The sequence below is a fragment of the Vibrio sp. Vb0598 genome (assembly GCF_033338935.1).
Lineage (GTDB): Bacteria > Pseudomonadota > Gammaproteobacteria > Enterobacterales > Vibrionaceae > Vibrio > Vibrio alginolyticus.
Window position 1 is genome coordinate 45,603 of the sequence record NZ_JAWOTP010000008.1, and the last position, 18,827, is coordinate 64,429.

Consider the following 18,827-nt stretch of genomic DNA (forward strand, 5'->3'; position numbering starts at 1 on the left):
GCGGTGATTGAAAAAATCTGGTTTGAAAACCATCCAATAAAATATCTCTTGTGGCCGCTTTTGTGGCCACTGAGTTTATTATTTGGAGCGATAAGCAAGTCAAAGCGAAAGCAATACCAAACTGGCCGCAAGCAAGTTTATAATGCGCCTATACCTGTTGTTGTGGTTGGCAATATCACTGCTGGTGGCAATGGTAAAACACCAGTTGTTGTGTGGCTTGTTGAGCAACTACAGCAAATGGGCTTTAAGCCGGGGGTTGTTTCTCGTGGTTATGGGGCAAAGGCTCCTGCCTATCCGTTAGTGCTAAAAGAAGATACGCCAGCGAAGCATTGTGGCGATGAACCTAAGTTGATTCATCGCCGTACAGGAGCACCTGTTGCGGTAGATCCTGTGCGTTCAAATGCTGTGAAAGCACTGCTAGATTTGGATGTGGATATCATAATTACGGATGATGGATTACAACATTATGCGTTAGGCCGTGATATTGAGTTAGTGATTGTGGATGGGAATCGCCGGTTTGGTAATGAAAGCCTGATTCCATTAGGTCCTTTACGTGAAGGTATTGAGCGACTTAAAGAAGTCGACTTTACCATCACCAATGGCGGTCAAGCTCATACGGGCGAAATCGCAATGGCTTTAGCACCCTCTAAAGCTATTAATCTTAAGACTAAGCAACATGTGGATGTCTCGGAGTTGAAAGATCTCGTCGCATTTGCGGGCATTGGGCATCCTCCGCGTTTTTTTCATACACTAAACTCGATGAACGCAGATGTTAAAGTTACAAAAGGTTTTGCTGACCATCAAGACTTTGATCAACAAGAATTAGAAGCATTGGCTCAACAAGGGGCCAATGTGATTATGACCGAGAAAGATGCCGTCAAGTGCAGCCATTATGCGCAAGATAATTGGTGGTATCTGCCTGTATCTGCCCAGTTTGAATCAAACGATGCAGAGCAAATTTTAAATAGAATAAAAGAGGTTAAAGCGGCTTATGGATCACCGTCTACTTGAGATTGTAGCTTGCCCTGTTTGCAAAGGTAAGCTGACGTACGATAAAGATAATCAAGAGTTGATCTGCAAATTGGATCGCCTTGCTTACCCGATCAAAGAGGGTATTCCAGTTCTGCTAGAGCCTGAAGCTCGCGCTATGAGCATGGATGAGGGACGCTAATGTCTTTTACGGTTGTCATCCCTTCGCGCTACGCATCGAGCCGTTTGCCTGGTAAACCGCTAGCGGATATTGGTGGTAAGCCTATGGTTCAGTGGGTTTATGAACAAGCGCTACAAGCGGGTGCGGAAGATGTCATCGTTGCAACTGATGACGAGCGTGTTGCGAAAGCGGTTTCGTCATTTGGTGGTAAAGTTTGTATGACCTCTCCCCACCACGAATCAGGTACGGAGCGTCTTGCAGAAGTTGTTGAAAAGATGGCTATTCCGTCAGACCACATTATTGTTAATGTGCAAGGGGATGAGCCTTTGATTCCGCCGTCCATCATTCGTCAGGTTGCTGATAACTTATCAGGGTGTGAAGCCCCGATGGCGACGTTAGCTGTAGAAATAGACTCGGAAGAGGAAGTGTTCAACCCGAATGCTGTTAAAGTTGTCGCAGATGAGCAAGGCTATGCGTTGTACTTTAGTCGAGCAACCATCCCTTGGGATCGCGATAACTTTGCTAAACAAGACAAAACCATTGCCAACCCATTAATGCGTCATATTGGTATTTATGCTTATCGAGCTGGTTTCATTAATACGTATGTCCACTGGGCACCAAGTGCATTAGAGCAGATTGAGTGTCTTGAGCAACTGCGAGTGCTTTGGTACGGTGAAAAAATTCATGTGGCGGTAGCGAAAGAAGCACCAGCGGCAGGGGTTGATACGCCCGAAGACCTAGAAGCCGTGCGCGCGATTGTTGCAAAGCAAGCGTAACAAATGTTCATATAGATTTAAGAATAAACAAGGCTCCTGAATTAGGAGCCTTTTTGTTTTACTTGTATCGCGGTATTAGTTAAATGTTAGTGTCGTATTGGTTCCGTTTAGGGCAGGTTGCTAACACTTCTCGGTGACCGGTGTCTTTCACTTCTTGGAGAATGACATCAAAGCCCCATAATCGGTACACGTGCTTTAGAACTTCTTCGTAACTATCATCAAGTGGGATGCGGTTGTGAGGAACGTACTGCAACGTAAGCGATCTATCACCACGGACATCGACATTAAACACCTGAATGTTTGGCTCAAGATTAGATAAGTTATACTGAGCAGCTAAGGTTTCTCTAATGCGTTTATAACCCATCTCATCGTGTATCGCAGCGACTTCAATAAAGTTCTTATGATCATCATCGTTGATCGCAAACAGCTTGAAATCACGCATTAATTTCGGAGAAAGGTATTGGCTAATAAAGCTTTCATCTTTGAAATTATGCATCGCGAAATGCACTGCATCTAACCAGTCGGTTCCTGCTAGGTCTGGAAACCACTCTTTGTCCTCATCAGTTGGTTCTTCACAGATACGCTTAATATCTCGGAACATGGCAAAGCCTAACGCGTAGGGGTTAATGCCATTAAAGTAAGGACTGTTATAAGGCGGCTGAGCCACGACACTGGTGTGGCTATGTAAGAACTCTAGAATGAATTTTTCAGACACCAAGCCCTCATCATAAAGATGGTTGAGTATGGTGTAGTGCCAGAACGTTGCCCAGCCCTCATTCATAACTTGCGTTTGTTTTTGCGGATAAAAATACTGACTGATCTTACGGACGATCCGAACAACTTCACGTTGCCACGGCTCTAGCAACGGCGCATGTTTTTCGAAGAAGTAGAGCAAGTTTTCCTGAGGCTCGCTTGGGAATCGCTCTTTAATGTCTTCCTCTTTCGTCTTGGCTGTCGGTACCGTGCGCCAAAGCTCATTAACTTGAGATTGTAGGTATGCTTCGCGTTCTTCTTGTCTTGCTTTTTCCTCTGTAATTGAGATTTTCTCTGGACGCTTGTAGCGGTCTACACCAAAGTTCATTAACGCGTGACAAGAGTCGAGCAGTTTTTCCACTTCTTTTACGCCATATCGTTCTTCACACTCGGCTAAATACTTTTTGGCGAACAGCAGATAGTCGATAATAGAGCTGGCGTCAGTCCACGTTTGGAATAGGTAATTACCTTTGAAAAAAGAGTTATGGCCGTAACACGCGTGCGCTATAACGAGTGCTTGCATTGTTACCGTATTTTCTTCCATCAAATAAGCAATACAAGGGTCGGAGTTAATCACAATCTCGTAGGCTAACCCCATTTGACCATGTTTATAGTTCTGCTCTGTTTGAATGAATTTTTTACCAAATGACCAGTGGTTGTAATTGATTGGCATGCCGATACTTGAGTAGGCATCCATCATCTGTTCTGAAGTAATCACTTCTATTTGGTTAGGGTAAGTGTCTAGGCGATAATGCTCCGCGACACGCTTAATTTCTTTGTGGTATCGCTCTAACAGCTCAAATGTCCAATCTGGTCCATCTGGCAACACTTTACTGTTACGCTTTTTAGGCGCCTCTCCTGAGAGGTTTCTCGTTGCGGTATTCATCGCTAGCCTCCTTACGCCGTTTCTTTTTGGAATAGTTCACGAAAGACTGGGAAAATATCCTCCACAGAGCGAATGTTTTTCATTGCGAAATTAGGAAACTCTTCAGTGAGTTTTTCGTACTCATGCCATAGAGTTTGGTGCGATCGCCGCGTGATCTCTATGTAAGAGTAATACTGACAGTTTGGAAGTAATTTGTTCACTAACAGATCCCGGCATCTTGGCGAATCATCTGCCCAGTTGTCACCGTCGGATGCTTGAGCTGCATATATGTTCCACTGACCAATCGGGTATCGCTCTTTTACTATTTCATCCATTAACTTGAGCGCGCTAGATACAATGGTACCCCCGGTTTCTTGTGAGTAGAAAAATTCGTGCTCGTCCACTTCCTTCGCTTGGGTATGGTGGCGGATAAAGACGACTTCGACATTCTCGTAGGTACGAGTTAAGAACAAGTACAAAAGAACATAGAAGCGTTTTGCGATGTCTTTCGTTGCCTGGTCCATCGAACCGGATACGTCCATTAGACAGAACATTACCGCTTGGCTCGATGGTACCGGGCGTTTCTCATAGTTCTTGAAGCGTAAGTCGAAGGTATCGATGAACGGCACGCTTTCGATTTTCTTGCGCAGTTCTTCAATTTCAGCCTTCAAGCGGTTCTCTTCAAACTGCTGAGCAGGTTCAATATTTTTGATGCGAGCAAGTTCGTCTTCTAACTCTTTAAGAAGTCGTTTCTTACCAGCAGTCATTGCAGTACGGCGCGCAAGAGATTGTTGCAGAGAGCGTACTACGGCGATATTGGAAGGGATACCGGCAGTTTGAAAGCCTGCACGGTGCGTTTTCCATTCTGTGATTTTGGCAATTTGGTTTTTTTCTAGATTAGGCAGCTCGAGATCTTCGAACAAAATATCGAGGTACTCATCTTTTGATATTTGGAATACAAATTCGTCTTGGCCTTCTCCATCTGGACTGGCGTTCCCTTCTCCTGAGCCGCTACCTTGACCGCCACCTTTGGGACGCTCAATTTTATCACCAGTAATGAATTGGTCGTTACCGGGATGAACTCGTTCTCGAACACCACCTTTGCCTTGATGAAATATAGGCTCATTGATGTCTTTGTGAGGGATAGAGACGTCTTCGCCCGTTTCCGTATTCGTAATCGAGCGTCGATTCACTGCGTCTGCTACCGACTCTTTTATTTGCTCTTTGTGGCGCTTCAAGAAGCGCTGTCGATTAACAGCGCTCTTGTTCTTGCCATTGAGCCTTCGGTCTATAAATTGCGCCATGAAATAGCCCTCTTCATGTTTCACAAGCGACCTAACTCAATACTGGGTTAGGATGACTTACGTACTCGTAGGTACCACTCAGAAAGTAGGCGAACCTGTTTCTCGGTATAGCCTTTTTCCATCATGCGAGCGACAAAGTCGTCGTGCTTCTTCTGATCTTCAGAAGAGGTTTTCGCATTAAATGAGATAACCGGAAGTAGCTCTTCGGTATTGGAGAACATTTTCTTCTCGATTACTGTGCGCAGTTTTTCGTAGCTGGTCCAAACCGGGTTTTGACCATTGTTATTCGCTTTCGCACGAAGCACAAAGTTAACGATTTCGTTTCGGAAATCTTTCGGGTTAGAAATACCAGCTGTTTTTTCGATCTTCTCTAGCTCAGCATTCAGTGAAGAGCGATCAAATAGCTGACCAGTTTCTGGATCTCGGTACTCTTGGTCTTGAATCCAGAAGTCTGCATAGGTGACATATCGGTCGAAGATGTTTTGGCCGTACTCAGAGTAAGACTCAAGATAAGCGGTCTGAATCTCTTTACCGATAAATTCAACGTATCGAGGTACTAGGTAGCCTTTCAAGAACTCGAGATATTTCTCTGCTGTTTCAGCAGGGAACTGTTCGCGCTCAACCTGTTGTTCAATCACATAGAATAGATGTACAGGGTTGGCTGCCACTTCGGTTTGGTCGAAGTTAAATACGCGTGACAAAATCTTAAAGGCAAAACGTGTTGAGAGACCGTTCATGCCTTCATCGACACCAGCATAATCACGATACTCTTGATAGCTTTTTGCCTTTGGATCCGTATCTTTCAGCGTTTCACCGTCGTATACGCGCATCTTAGAGAAGATGGACGAGTTTTCAGGCTCTTTAAGTCGAGAAAGAATACTGAATTGTGCCAGAGTCTCGAGCGTACTTGGTGAACAAGGGGCTTGAGACAACTCACTGTTTTCAAGAAGTTTTTGGTAGATTTTGACTTCTTCTGAAACACGTAGACAGTAAGGTACTTTCACAATATAAACACGGTCCAAGAACGCTTCATTGTTCTTGTTGTTACGGAAGGTCTGCCACTCAGATTCGTTTGAGTGAGCCAGAATCATACCGTCGAATGGAATCGCAGAAAGGCCTTCTGTACCGTTGAAGTTGCCTTCTTGCGTTGCTGTTAACAGCGGGTGAAGCACTTTGATTGGTGCTTTGAACATCTCAACGAATTCCATTAAACCTTGGTTTGCTTTACACAGCGCACCGGAGTAGCTGTAAGCGTCTGGATCGTCTTGCGAATAGTGTTCAAGCTTACGAATATCGACTTTACCAACCAATGATGAGATATCTTGGTTGTTTTCATCGCCTGGTTCAGTTTTGGCAATACCGATTTGGTCAAGGATAGAAGGGCGTACTTTCACTACTTTAAATTTGGTGATATCACCACCAAACTCGTGAAGACGTTTAGCGGCCCAAGGAGACATGATCGAGCGAAGATAACGGTGCTCGATGCCATATTCTTTTTTCAAAATATCGCCATCTTCTGTGGCTTTGAATAGGCAGAATGGATGGTCATTCACTGGGCTGCGTTCGCCGTTAGCAGTAAGAACATAAATAGGCATCTGTTCCATCAGAGCCTTAAGCTTTTCTGCAAGCGAAGACTTACCGCCACCTACAGGGCCGAGTAAGTAAAGAATCTGCTTACGCTCTTCTAGGCCTTGCGCCGCATGTTTTAGGTAAGACACAATTTGTTCTATGGCATCTTCCATGCCATAAAAGTCTTTAAAGGTTTCATAACGAGAGATAACACGATTCGAGAAGATTCGGCTTAGTCTCGGATCCTTTGCCGTATCGATTATCTCTGGTTCACCAATCGCCATCAGTAGGCGTTCTGCTGCATTAGCATAAGCGCTTTTGTCATCTTTACACAGGGCTAAAAACTCCTGTAACGACATCTCTTCATCTTTTGCAGCTTCATATCTTGATTGATAGTGGTCGAAAATACTCATGTCGCTTTCCCCTTTAATAGTCAGTCTACCGACGAACGTTGATTCAGGCTTTCCACCAACAGTTATGCTCGTTGTTGTTTGAATATACGTCCTGTTATCACATTTGGTTCGTACAGAATGTAAGATTGGCGACACCAAAGACTTTGCTTTATGGACGGTTTTTTCGTTACAACGGTGAGCGGTGGATATGAATTTTTCAATCACAGCCTTTCTCTACTTAAGCCTAGTCGGGGATTTGCAATTTTGCTTAACAATTATGAATTTATTGTAAAAGTGACATTTGAATCACTCTTTTATTAAGGACGAATTTATGTCGTGAATAGGTGCAATAGAAATCAAATATTTGGCAAAGACAGAAGAGTCTCAGTGATTCGTTGTTCTACATTGAGCAAGGTAAGTGAAAGAGGTAGGAAGAGAGCAAAGTCTTAGATAAGTTTGTGACAGGGTAAATAACAAGGAGAGCGGGCGCTCTCCTCATTCTTAGACGACCATTTTATGCGCTGAAGATTTGCGCTAGTTCGTTTTCACATAAATGATACTGACGAGGGCAGTTACGCCAAGTTTGCAGCATACGGCGGTATTTATCTAGCATCGGCATTTGGCTGTTAAAGTGATGATCTGCCTTGTCAAACTGAGGGTACAAACCTTCAGAATCGATGAGAAAACGTACGTAATGTACTTGTTGCGCTTCTGAAGCGATATCAAATCCCAAGAACTTCAAGCGGCGCTGATCTACGTTGCTGCGGTCTTCATCGTCTAGCATGTTGTAAGATTCTTGCATCGCATGATACATCTCCATAACGTCGATGATCTCACGACATTCTGCTTCTGAGAGGCAGCCGAAATCTTTGTTCAACTCTCGCATTTGTAGTTCATAACCACGTTCAACGATCGTTTGTAAGCGTTTGTATTTGGCCGCATTACTTGGATCAAGTTGAGACATAAGGTTGTATTGGTTTGATAGAATCAAACGTTGAGCGTTTGACATTTCCATGGTGACCTCACTAGATATCTAATACATTTTTAATGTGCTTAGGTTAACGCTTAAGACATGAGTGAAACATGATCTCAACACATATTTAATACTAAAAAATGGCAAGAACTGTCACTTTTGACCAGTTTGAAAACACTTATTTATGGTAATGATTGTATATGTAGTCTCGGTCTGAAAATACTCTCAGCCACTCTGGCTTGAATACGGTTAAAACCGCCAGTGCCATACCATTTAATAGACCTTCTGGAAAGGCGAGCAACGGCACAAAAACAAAGTAGTTATGTTGAATGGTTTCCCAATCGTAGTGACCAACTGATAGGTGATAAAAAGAGTTAATGATGAGGTGCAGACTTCCTGTTATCGCGCCATTGAAAAATCCAGCAACGAAGATGAAAACAAAAATGTTTCGTGGCAAGTAGTGGTAACTCAGAAGAAACACTAAGTAACTAATGAAAATCGGAATTAGGGCAGATAGAACTAACGACGTGGGTAAGAGTAGCAAGGACACATCATGTAGTAGGTGGTTGACCAGCATTGCAGGGATACTGAGTAGAAATGCCATACGCCAACCATACATCATCGTCAGCGTTGTTAGTGCAAGAAAATGAATCTGTAATCCTTCTTTTACACCTGCTTGAGCTGTCCATAAAATACTGAAAAAGAAGAGCGTTGCAAAAACGAGGTGCTGAAATCCTTTCTCTTTTTCCAGTTTGGGCCAAACGACTTTTTTCCAATCTGGTAGGCAGTAGACTACTACTATCCAAATTGAGACAACAAGAGAGCCTAAGTTAAACAAATCCATGTTACTTCCTTCCTATGCGAACATGACGCAATCATTTCTATCGTTCTTTTTCTACCTAAATGACCGCAGAGAAACTCACTGATAAGGCTTAGATATAATCAAAAAAATACCAGCAATAAGCTGGTATTTTAAAGAGGTTAGTCTTGCGGTTCACTTAGTATTTTACGTTATCGTTGTATTGAGCAAGAATGGATTGAATTTCATCCATGGTTTCTTTCGGTGGCGGGTTTACGCCTTCGAGTGGGTATTCTAAGCCTAACGCTTCCCACTTATGAGCCCCTAATTTGTGGTAAGGAAGTAACTCGACCTTTTCGATGTTATCCATGTCTTTAATAAATTCACCAAGCATGTGTGCTGCTTCTGGGTCATCTGTGTAACCAGGCACGACGACATAGCGAATCCATGTTTTCTTTCCGATTTTTTGTAAGTAACGAGCAAAGTCCAATGTGCGTCGGTTGGATACACCGATGAGATCTTGGTGCACTTCGTCTTTCATGTGTTTGATGTCAAGCATGACTAAGTCTGTTGCATCCAGTACTTCATCGATAACATCAGTGTGCTTACGAACATAACCGTTAGTATCTAGACATGTATGAATGCCCTCGGCTTTAGCTGCGCGGAAAAAATCACGTACGAATTCCGGTTGAAGCATCGCTTCGCCGCCAGAACAAGTAACGCCACCACCTGATGCATTCATGAAGTGGCGGTAACTTTTCGCTTCGGAAATGATTTCTTCAACCGTGACTTCTTTGCCATCATGCGTGTCCCAAGTATCGCGGTTATGGCAATACTTACAGCGCATTAAACAACCTTGCAAGAAGACGATAAATCGAATACCAGGTCCGTCTACGGTACCACATGACTCAAATGAGTGAATACGACCAGCTGTTGACATCTTTTGCTCTCATTACTAGTAAATTCTAGCTGTTATTTTATTACAAAAAGCAGGGTTAAAACAGCTTTGTCGGTACTAAAGGCAAGGTTATTTGAAGAAAGAAAATAGATGGAGCCAATCTACATAAACGCTTGAACACGAGGTGGTTAATACCTACCCCGAGAACTTGCCGTGTATCTAGATTGACTTCGGTGCTGGGATAATCCAGTTTTTAGAAAAAGGCGAACACGGAGAACGAGCCTGTCCCATAAACATCGGTTTGGGCTTCTTCATAATCCGGTGTTTTAATTGTAAAGGTGATGCTTGCACCGTAATTTTGGTTGTACCAAGATACCCCCGCGACGGCACTTGCTTGCCAATTTTGCAGAGTGACGTCGTATGGCGCTGATGGTTCAGGAATGCCAGGACGATCTCCTTCGATAGTCATGTCATTAAAGCGGTAACGACCTTCAAACCCGGTGAACAAGAACCAACTCGACGTGTTCTGAGCGATCATACTTGCTGAAAAAGGGCTTTCGACACTGATATTGGCGGCTCCGATGCTATTCGCTAGGTTTGTACCCCAACGAAACATGACGCCTTGAGAGACATCACTACGGAAGTTACCCGCATTGATGTCGTTAATGTTGGTGATCTCCCATTGTGTTTTTTGTTCTTCGCTGCGCATCAATTTGTTAAATACGCGGTAACCAAGGCTGAACGCAACTTTATCTTCAATCTGGTAATCCCAACCTTGAGGGTCCGTCGATCCTGTTATGCCGTGAACGATTTCTTGCGCCTTTTCTGATAGCGAACTTTCACCCGTAGCTCCTATGGTGAAATTGTACCGTACAGCTTTGTCACTCGTTAGGGAAAGGTAGTTGATTTCGGTGTGTAGGTAACCGGCATATGGGCGATCATTGATTAGTGGATAATCGGCTTCAATGTCGCTTGGAGTCCACATTTTGTGGCCAAGAACCAACTCTATTTTATCGATATTGGCGTGCTCTGAGTTAGCTAGACTCAGCCATTTCCATTGGCTTTCTTGTGTCAGTTGGTCTGTCGCGTACGAAAGGAAAACACCATTCGTATAGTCTTGATCGACGCCAAAAATACCATCGTTGTCGATGGTAAAAGAAACCGTAGACTTAGTGGATGCTATTGCAACTGGAGAAAGAAGGGTAAGAATAATTAATTTACTAAATCTCATAGACTTTATTTGCTAACTTTTTTCGCATCATACGTAAGAATGCGGGCAAAAGTCTTTCGCGATATCACAACTTTCATTCAAGAAATAAAAAAAGGCTGATGCTACTTAGCATCAGCCTTTGTTGTATTACTAGAACGTTATTTCGCTATAGTCTTATAGAGACTCAGTGAATGTACGTGCGATTACGTCAGCTTGTTGCTCTGCAGTTAGAGAGTTGAAGCGAACAGCGTAACCAGATACACGGATTGTTAGCTGAGGGTATTTCTCTGGGTGCTTAACTGCGTCTTCTAGAGTTTCACGGTTAAGAACGTTCACGTTTAGGTGTTGGCCACCTTCGATACCCGCTTCGTGGTGGAAGTAACCATCCATCAGACCAGCAAGGTTAGCGCGTTGTGAACCCTCATCTTTACCTAGTGCGTTAGGTACGATAGAGAATGTGTAAGAGATACCATCTTGTGCGTCAGCAAACGGCAGTTTAGCAACTGAAGTTAGTGATGCTACAGCACCTTTCTCGTCACGACCGTGCATTGGGTTTGCACCTGGAGCAAATGGAGCACCAGCACGACGACCATCAGGCGTGTTACCAGTTTTCTTACCGTAAACCACGTTTGAAGTGATAGTAAGAATTGACTGAGTAGGGATTGCGTCACGGTAAGTCTTAAGCTTACGGATTTTGCCCATAAATACAGAAACAAGTTCACATGCAATGTCATCAACGCGTGGGTCGTTGTTACCGAATTTAGGGTAATCGCCTTCGATTTCGAAGTCGATTGCTAGACCGTCTTCGTCACGAATTGGCTTAACTTTTGCGTATTTAATTGCAGATAGTGAGTCAGCTGCAACAGATAGACCAGCAATACCACAAGCCATAGTACGTTTAACGTCACGGTCGTGTAGAGCCATTAGTGCCGCTTCGTAGCTGTACTTATCGTGCATGAAGTGGATAGCGTTTAGTGCAGTCACATATTGTTTCGCTAGCCAATCCATGAAGTGGTCCATTTTCTCCCACAGTTCATCGTAGTTAAGAACATCGCCTTCGATCTTAGGCATTTGCGGGCCAACTTGGATTTTTAGCTTCTCATCCACACCACCGTTGATGGTGTAAAGCATTGTTTTCGCAAGGTTCGCACGAGCACCGAAGAACTGCATTTGCTTACCAACAACCATTGGAGATACACAACATGCGATCGCGTAGTCGTCAGAGTTCATGTCTGGACGCATTAGGTCGTCATTTTCGTACTGAATAGAAGAAGTATCGATAGATACTTTCGCACAGAACTTCTTGAAGCCTTCAGGTAGTTGCTCAGACCAAAGAACAGTGATGTTTGGCTCTGGAGAAGGACCCATAGTGTATAGTGAGTTTAGGAAACGGAAGTTTGTACGAGTAACTAGCGTACGACCGTCAAGACCCATACCACCCATAGACTCAGTTGCCCAGATAGGGTCGCCAGAGAATAGATCATCGTACTCAGGAGTACGTAGGAAACGAACCATACGTAGTTTCATTACGAAGTGGTCGATCATTTCCTGAGCTTGTTCTTCAGTTAGCTTACCAGCCGCGATATCACGTTCGATGAAGATGTCTAGGAACGTAGAAGTACGACCTAGAGACATAGCCGCACCGTTTTGAGATTTAACAGCAGCTAGGTAACCGAAGTAAGTCCACTGAATAGCTTCTTGCGCAGTTTCAGCAGGACGAGAAATATCACAACCGTATTTTGCAGCCATTTCTTTGATTTGACCTAGAGCACGGTGTTGCTCTGCGATCTCTTCACGAAGCTGCATTGTCATTTGTAGGTCTTCGCCGTTCTCAAAACGCTCTTGTAGAGAAGAGAACTGCGCGAATTTATCCTTCATTAGGAAGTCAATACCGTATAGAGCAACACGACGGTAGTCTCCGATGATACGACCACGACCGTATGCATCTGGAAGACCAGTCAGTACGCCAGATTTACGACACGCCATGATTTGAGGAGTGTAGATATCGAAAACGCCTTGGTTGTGAGTTTTACGGTATTCTGTGTAGATTTTTTTAACTTGTGGGTCTAGCTCGCGGTCGTAGGCTTTGCATGAACCTTCAACCATGCGGATACCACCGTTAGGGATGATCGCACGTTTTAGAGGAGCGTCAGTTTGAAGACCTACGATAGTTTCTAGGTCTTTTTCGATGTAGCCTGCATCGTGAGCAGTGATGGTAGAGATAACTGAAGTATCAAAATCAACAGGAGCGTGAGTCGCGTTCTCTTGTTTGATGCCTTCCATTACCTTAGCCCAAAGCTTGTTAGTCGCTTCAGTACCTTCAGAAACTAGGAAAGATTCGTCGCCTTCGTACGGAGTGTAGTTCTTCTGAATGAAATCACGAACGTTTACTTCGTTTTGCCAGTCGCCTGCAGCAAAACCTTCCCAAGCTTTAGCAAATTGCTCTGCCATGACATACCTACCTTTTTAGTAGAAAAAAATACGTACTGCTTCGCCGTTGAGCCAGCTATCCCCAGATAAAAGAGGGGAACAGTACACTCTTATGAATAACAATATTTATAGTCTTAAATTTACGTATTCGATTTACAAAACTATAAATATTGTCACTAGTTTTAACGTTTCTCTTTTTAAGCAACAGTTAGAGGTTAAACTAAAATTTTTTTGCAAACCTTAAACTAAATCAATAAATCCTCAAAAATCTCGATAAAAATGGGGTAGCGACGAGCGCTACCCACAAATTTCTGGACTGCTAGCTTATAGCCAAGCTTGGATGCCATACTGGCCTTCAAGCATACCAACTGCAAGCATAGCAACTAAACAGATAACAAGTACGCTTACTGGGATCACAATCTTGTCTACAAATGATAGGCGAGACGCGCGCTCTTTATCTCCAATTAAACCGTTGTTATCTAAAAGCATAGTTAGTGCCCAAGCTAGAACTGGGTTAACAACGGCAGAACCAAAGATACAGATACCTGCTGCTTGTGAGTCTTTCGAGTCCTTCACCATCTGCATGCCAGCTTCAAGCAGTGGTAGAGATACACCAACGAGAAGAGCAACGCGCATAACTGGAGGCCATACTGCAACGTCCATAGGAAAACCAAGGATTGCAACAATAATACATAGAGAGCCTAGTAAGATGGCGCCAGCAGGAATAGGGCGTTTCGCGATTGCAGCAGGGATCATGTAAGTCCCCCAAGATGATGTGATGTTACCACCACCCACTGCAGTACCGACCATTTGGCGAACGGAACACATTGTCATTGTGTCATCAACGTCCATCAGCACTTTCTCACTCTTACGTGGATAGTTCATCTCTTGGAAGATACGGTGACCCAAGAAGTCAGGTGACCACATTGCTACCGCAAGAATGGCGAATGGTAGAGAAGCGATGAAGTGTTCCATATTAGGAAGACCAAGCATCCAACCTTCTTCTGTTGAACCCCACCAGTAGATTGGATTTAGGTTTGGAAGGCCTGTCTCGGTTACGAATTTAATATCGAAGCCTGCGCCAAGAGCAAGTGCGATTGCAAGCCCAGTGAAGGCACAAACAGGGATCGCTAGCCAGCGTTTGTTCACTTTAGCAAGGAACGCGTATAAGCCAATGGTAACCGCAAGAACAATTAGACCGATGTAACCCATGCTACCAGCGGCAACCGTATCGGATTGCAAACCAACAGCCCAAGCTTGAATAGAGTTAATTTGGCTCATGGTTCCGGTTAAACCTAGGAAAATAAGAAGGCCACCAGCCGTACCTTCAGAGGTGAGGTTAACCAGTTTTGACCCACCTTTTAAGAGGCTCAAAATCAAACCAAACACACCAATGAGAATTGCTAATGCAAGAGGGTGAGCACCAGCAAGAGCGATGGTACCAATAAGAGGGATCATTGGGCCGTGGTTGCCTGCTAGGTTGGCTTTAGGGTTAATAAAACCAGAGGCAAGTACACAGAAAAGAAGTGCAGGGATGAGCATTTCTACACGCGCAACTTCGATAGCAAAGTCCTTGCCTAAGTTTACGTGGTCCCATGCTGCAGTAAGACCTTCAGCCCAAGACATCATTACCGCAGAGTACATTGCGATAATACCGATAGTACCAGCAAGCGCTGGAACAAGGTCTTCAAGCTCAAAGCGGAAGTCACGACCTGGCAAGTTCAAGCCAAAACGACGTGGCTTCATAATTTGTAGTTCGTGGTCTAGGTAGTCTGAACGGCTTGCGAACTCAGATGCTGGACGATGAAGCTCACGGTAGCTCTTGGTCTCGATATCTGAATCAGAGTGCGTTTTGTTAACTGCGTCTGACATAGATTCCTCATATATTTAAAAGTTATGAATTCTTCATTCAATTGTGTTAGTCCGCATCCTGCGGCACGCTTATGCTAGCTATTATTAGATTTGTTACACGTCGACACTGTGCCTAAGCATAGCTAATAACTTATTGTGTTGAGGCACAAAAAAAGCCTCATCTTTTGGCAGGAGTCTAGCAAGATAGCCATTTAGGGTGATTGATTTAGATCACTTTAAGAATGGTTGTGAAATAAAACTACAGAAAGTTTCTGGCATGCGAATGAGATGCGGAGAACTTGTGTAATTTCATTACACAAGTTGCATAAAATTAGAACTTTTTGTCCTTTTGCACGAGATGCAGATTAAATGTCAATATTCACGATGATTATATAAAGCTGGCTTTATTCTTGCTTTGGACAGAGCAAAGACAATTTTTTGGCTAATCATTGCCGCTTAGTTTAGGAAAAAGACATGAAACAGCTTAAAGTACTGCCACTAGTGGCAATCATCTCAGGGTTAATGGTCGGTTGTGGCGGCGGTGGCGGCGGTGGCGGTAGTTCCACACCAAGAACTACATTCACTTTTACTTTTGCAGCTCCAAATGTCATTAGTGAAACAAATGCACAAAAAGACAGCTGTACTATTTACGACCGAAGAGTAGATGGCAACGGCATCGAGCAGGTATTGACCTATCAACCAGCCGTAAGTGCACAGCTAACAGGAGGTAAGGTCGTCGGTTTCTATTCAGACAAGAATGGTGTCCGTCAAGGCGACTTTATCTACCCATCAGGCACTACTTTGAAATTTGTTCTAGAAGACATTCCTGAGGACGGCTATTTTACTTATCAGTTGCTTGATGCTTCTGGAACAGTATTTACGGCAAACAGCTTCGGTCGAGATTTTTTAAAGGACAATAACCTTAGAAACTCAACGTTCTCAATGAATCGAGAGGCGGTGTCTGCTTGCAATAAAAATGGCAACTTCCGTAAGGCTACCCGAACTGACCTTAAATATGAAGCAACGGAGGCTGGTGGCTTAGAGTACAACTTCATATCTAAAATTGCGAAAGAGTCTAAGCCTACCTATTCTATTGATTCTTTGGATGTAAGAGCAATTGGTTCGAAGATGGAGTCGACAGTCGTTCTACAATATGCAGACGCAGCGAAAACAGAACTGCACCAGTATGGTATTCGCGATTGGTCGAGTGAATCACCATTGCCGTTGGTTGGCATGAATGGTTCTTCTCCAATCTTGAACCCAACACTTTTTAAATATGACACTTTAGACATCAGTGTACTTGTTGGTGATTACAACTACGAAGTTGCAGAGCTACCTATGTCAACGACGAAGTTCTACCACCCGCTTGAGCCAAAAACGGAAACTTGGACTTACAGTGTTGCAGCTGAAAAACCTATCAATGGTTGGACGGTAGTGCTGAACCAAAAGATGTATCAGGACGCAAATTGGGATATCTCAATTGATCCAAGCGCTTACTACAACCTAAATGCTCTGCCTGCGTCGCATGTGGTGAGAGGCTCAACTATTGATACTGGTTTTGCTTTCACTGACCAAGATAAAGGCTTTAGCCGCCTTGCATATCGTGCAGAGTCTAACTCTGGAACACTACACCGAGTAACACACAAGATATTTACAACTTTAGAGAGTGATGTCGTTGTTCCGGAGTTGTTCTACTACACATTCGATGACAGTGTGAAGCAAGATTTGAAAGTTTCTTCTAAAAGTGATTTCTCACAATCTATTGTCGTGGAGTCTGCTGAAGCAAACCTAAATAGCTATGACTTTGTTTCTCTTTTCTCTCATGGTGATGTGACCGATCTTAAAGTGGATCACGATGGTCTTGTGATCAGTGAAGTTGATTCTGAGAAGGTCAATACGAATGCTCAGAAATCTGATTTTATGGTATTGGTTAAGTAGCGTCTTAACACTTTTGTAAATTTATTAAGCCCCTTTGAAAGGGGCTTTTTTATATTTAATATTCAACTTTTGAAGAATATGTTGCTATATATTGCATATTAATTTGTCTATCGTATCTTTCTATTCGAATTATTTAGGTTAATAATTTGTTGCAAGTTTCAAGGGGCGGTGCTAATTTGTTCCGAATTAGAGAGGGCGGAGTCCCTTAATTGCAGTGACAAAAACACAGGGAGTAGGGCGCATGAATGATGTACCAGCGCTAGATATAAAAGACCTGCACAAAACATTTGGACAAAATGAAGTTTTAAAAGGCATTTCACTTGCCGCGCACAAAGGAGATGTTATCTCCATCATTGGCTCTTCCGGCTCAGGTAAGAGTACCTTTCTCAGATGTATCAACTTGCTAGAAACGCCTACCGCGGGCGAAATTTGGGTAAATGGTGAATTAATCCAAATGAAGAACAACAGAGCAGGTGAATCTGTTCCTGCTAATGAAAAGCAAGTCCAACGTATTCGCTCACGCCTGGCAATGGTTTTCCAAGGTTTCAACCTCTGGTCTCACCTAACCGTACTAGAAAACGTGATTGAAGCGCCTGTTCATGTCTTAGGCGTGCCAAAAGCTCAAGCGATTGAAAATGCAGAAGTCTTGCTTAAGAAAGTAGGCTTGTATGAGCGTAAAGATTATTACCCTGGGCACTTATCTGGCGGCCAGCAGCAACGTGCAGCTATTGCCCGTGCGCTAGCAGTTGACCCAGAGTTGATGTTGTTTGACGAGCCAACTTCTGCGCTTGACCCAGAACTTGTAGGAGAAGTTCTGGGGGTAATGAGAGATTTGGCAGATGAAGGGCGAACTATGCTGGTGGTCACGCACGAAATGGCGTTTGCACGTGACGTATCAAACCATGTGATGTTTTTACATCAAGGCTTAGTGGAAGAACAGGGAAATCCAGCTAAGCTATTTACAAACCCGGATTCAGAACGATTACAGCAGTTTATCTCATCCATTTACTAATATTTGTTAGGCGGCAGACTATTGCCTCCTAAGCCAACACAACAAACAAAACGAAATAAAATAGCAATCACAGGAGTATGGAAATGAAAAAGTGGTTATTAGCAGCAACGATTGCTGCAACAGCAGTATCAGGTGTTGCCCAAGCGAAAGAATGGAAAACAGTTCGCTTTGGTATCGAAGGTGCTTACCCTCCGTTTAGCTGGACAGAAACTGATGGCTCAATAAAAGGCTTTGACGTAGACATGGCAAATGCACTCTGTGAAGAGATGCAAGTGAAGTGCAAAATCGTCGCTCAAGATTGGGATGGTATTATTCCTTCTCTGCTTGCACGTAAGTACGATGCCATCATCGCAGCAATGTCTATCACTGAAGAGCGCAAGAAAAAAGTCGATTTCACTGGCAAGTACGCACAAATTCCAAATAAATTTATCGCTAAGAAAGGTGCGGGTCTAGATTTTGATAATCTTAAAGATGTCAAAATTGGCGTGCAACGTGCGACGACACATGACAAGTACTTAACTGACAACTACGGCGATGATGTTGAAATTGTGCGTTATGGCTCTTTTGATGAAGCGTATCTTGATCTAGAAAATGGTCGAATTGCTGCCGTTTTAGGTGATGCGTCTGCTCTAGAAGAGGGTGTGATCAACAAAGCAGGTGGCGAAGCTTATGAGTTTGTTGGACCGTCGTTAACCGATCCAAAATGGTTTGGTGAAGGTATGGGTATCGCTGTTCGTAAACAAGACAAAGATCTGACGAAGAAACTCGACGCAGCAATTATTTCACTACGTGAGAAAGGTGTTTACCAAGAAATTGCTGGTAAATACTTTAACTACGATGTGTACGGTGAATAAACCGTAATTAAGCGACCGTTGGCTTGTTCCTAGAAGTAGTCAACGGTCGATTT

General features: G+C 43.6%; 15 protein-coding genes. 6 read left to right on the forward strand and 9 right to left on the reverse strand.

Annotated elements, in window-relative coordinates; all coding sequences use genetic code 11:
* Window positions 1–3 precede the first annotated feature (3 nt).
* From lpxK to kdsB, 3 genes are read left to right on the forward strand one after another with little or no spacing between them, the layout of a single operon-like run.
* Complete coding sequence (gene lpxK / locus R7Q38_RS10380; protein WP_318113002.1) at window positions 4–1,011, forward strand: tetraacyldisaccharide 4'-kinase; 1,008 nt, start codon at window positions 4–6, stop codon at window positions 1,009–1,011.
* Window positions 992–1,171 (forward strand): Trm112 family protein, encoded by a 180-nt coding sequence (locus tag R7Q38_RS10385; protein ID WP_009707122.1) that lies wholly within the window; start codon window positions 992–994, stop codon window positions 1,169–1,171. Before lpxK ends, R7Q38_RS10385 begins: the two co-directional genes overlap by 20 nt.
* A complete protein-coding gene (gene kdsB, locus R7Q38_RS10390; RefSeq protein WP_047100855.1) occupies window positions 1,171–1,926 on the forward strand; it encodes a 3-deoxy-manno-octulosonate cytidylyltransferase in 756 nt (251 codons plus the stop codon). The genes R7Q38_RS10385 and kdsB overlap by 1 nt, the downstream gene beginning before the upstream one ends.
* Before the next feature lie 79 nt (window positions 1,927–2,005).
* On the opposite strand, the gene R7Q38_RS10395 is transcribed toward kdsB, so the two are convergent.
* From R7Q38_RS10395 to R7Q38_RS10435, 9 genes are all read right to left on the reverse strand, one after another.
* Window positions 2,006–3,565: a SpoVR family protein gene (locus R7Q38_RS10395; RefSeq protein ID WP_005378449.1), complete on the reverse strand. Its 1,560-nt coding sequence runs from the start codon at window positions 3,563–3,565 to the stop codon at window positions 2,006–2,008.
* 11 nt (window positions 3,566–3,576) lie between these two features.
* Entirely contained in the window at window positions 3,577–4,848 is a 1,272-nt protein-coding gene (locus R7Q38_RS10400; protein ID WP_005378448.1) for a YeaH/YhbH family protein, read from the reverse strand.
* A 47-nt stretch (window positions 4,849–4,895) separates the two neighbouring features.
* The gene (locus R7Q38_RS10405; RefSeq protein ID WP_005378447.1) at window positions 4,896–6,830 is read right to left on the reverse strand and encodes a PrkA family serine protein kinase; all 1,935 of its coding nucleotides are present in this window, start codon (window positions 6,828–6,830) and stop codon (window positions 4,896–4,898) included.
* A gap of 493 nt (window positions 6,831–7,323) precedes the next feature.
* Window positions 7,324–7,824: a YfbU family protein gene (locus R7Q38_RS10410; RefSeq protein WP_005378446.1), complete on the reverse strand. Its 501-nt coding sequence runs from the start codon at window positions 7,822–7,824 to the stop codon at window positions 7,324–7,326.
* Between the two features lie 136 nt (window positions 7,825–7,960).
* Complete coding sequence (locus R7Q38_RS10415) at window positions 7,961–8,626, reverse strand: energy-coupling factor ABC transporter permease (RefSeq protein ID WP_005378445.1); 666 nt, start codon at window positions 8,624–8,626, stop codon at window positions 7,961–7,963.
* 154 nt (window positions 8,627–8,780) lie between these two features.
* On the reverse strand, window positions 8,781–9,521 hold the full coding sequence (gene pflA / locus R7Q38_RS10420) for a pyruvate formate lyase 1-activating protein (protein ID WP_005378444.1): 741 nt from the start codon (window positions 9,519–9,521) through the stop codon (window positions 8,781–8,783).
* A gap of 211 nt (window positions 9,522–9,732) precedes the next feature.
* Complete coding sequence (locus R7Q38_RS10425; RefSeq protein WP_005387855.1) at window positions 9,733–10,710, reverse strand: lipid A deacylase LpxR family protein; 978 nt, start codon at window positions 10,708–10,710, stop codon at window positions 9,733–9,735.
* A 153-nt stretch (window positions 10,711–10,863) separates the two neighbouring features.
* The gene (pflB, locus tag R7Q38_RS10430) at window positions 10,864–13,140 is read right to left on the reverse strand and encodes a formate C-acetyltransferase (RefSeq protein ID WP_005378442.1); all 2,277 of its coding nucleotides are present in this window, start codon (window positions 13,138–13,140) and stop codon (window positions 10,864–10,866) included.
* A 303-nt stretch (window positions 13,141–13,443) separates the two neighbouring features.
* The gene (locus tag R7Q38_RS10435; protein WP_005378441.1) at window positions 13,444–14,991 is read right to left on the reverse strand and encodes a DUF3360 family protein; all 1,548 of its coding nucleotides are present in this window, start codon (window positions 14,989–14,991) and stop codon (window positions 13,444–13,446) included.
* Between the two features lie 453 nt (window positions 14,992–15,444).
* Here R7Q38_RS10435 and R7Q38_RS10440 point away from each other — a divergent pair, with 453 nt between their 5' ends.
* From R7Q38_RS10440 to R7Q38_RS10450, 3 genes are all read left to right on the forward strand, one after another.
* Window positions 15,445–16,908 carry a 54K polar flagellar sheath protein A gene (locus R7Q38_RS10440; protein WP_151514641.1) on the forward strand — a complete coding sequence of 488 codons (1,464 nt, stop codon included), beginning with the start codon at window positions 15,445–15,447 and terminating at the stop codon, window positions 16,906–16,908.
* Window positions 16,909–17,149: 241 nt separating this feature from the next.
* Window positions 17,150–17,920 (forward strand): ABC transporter ATP-binding protein, encoded by a 771-nt coding sequence (locus tag R7Q38_RS10445; RefSeq protein ID WP_318114211.1) that lies wholly within the window; start codon window positions 17,150–17,152, stop codon window positions 17,918–17,920.
* 83 nt (window positions 17,921–18,003) lie between these two features.
* A complete protein-coding gene (locus R7Q38_RS10450) occupies window positions 18,004–18,774 on the forward strand; it encodes an ABC transporter substrate-binding protein (RefSeq protein ID WP_005378437.1) in 771 nt (256 codons plus the stop codon).
* Window positions 18,775–18,827 lie beyond the last annotated feature (53 nt).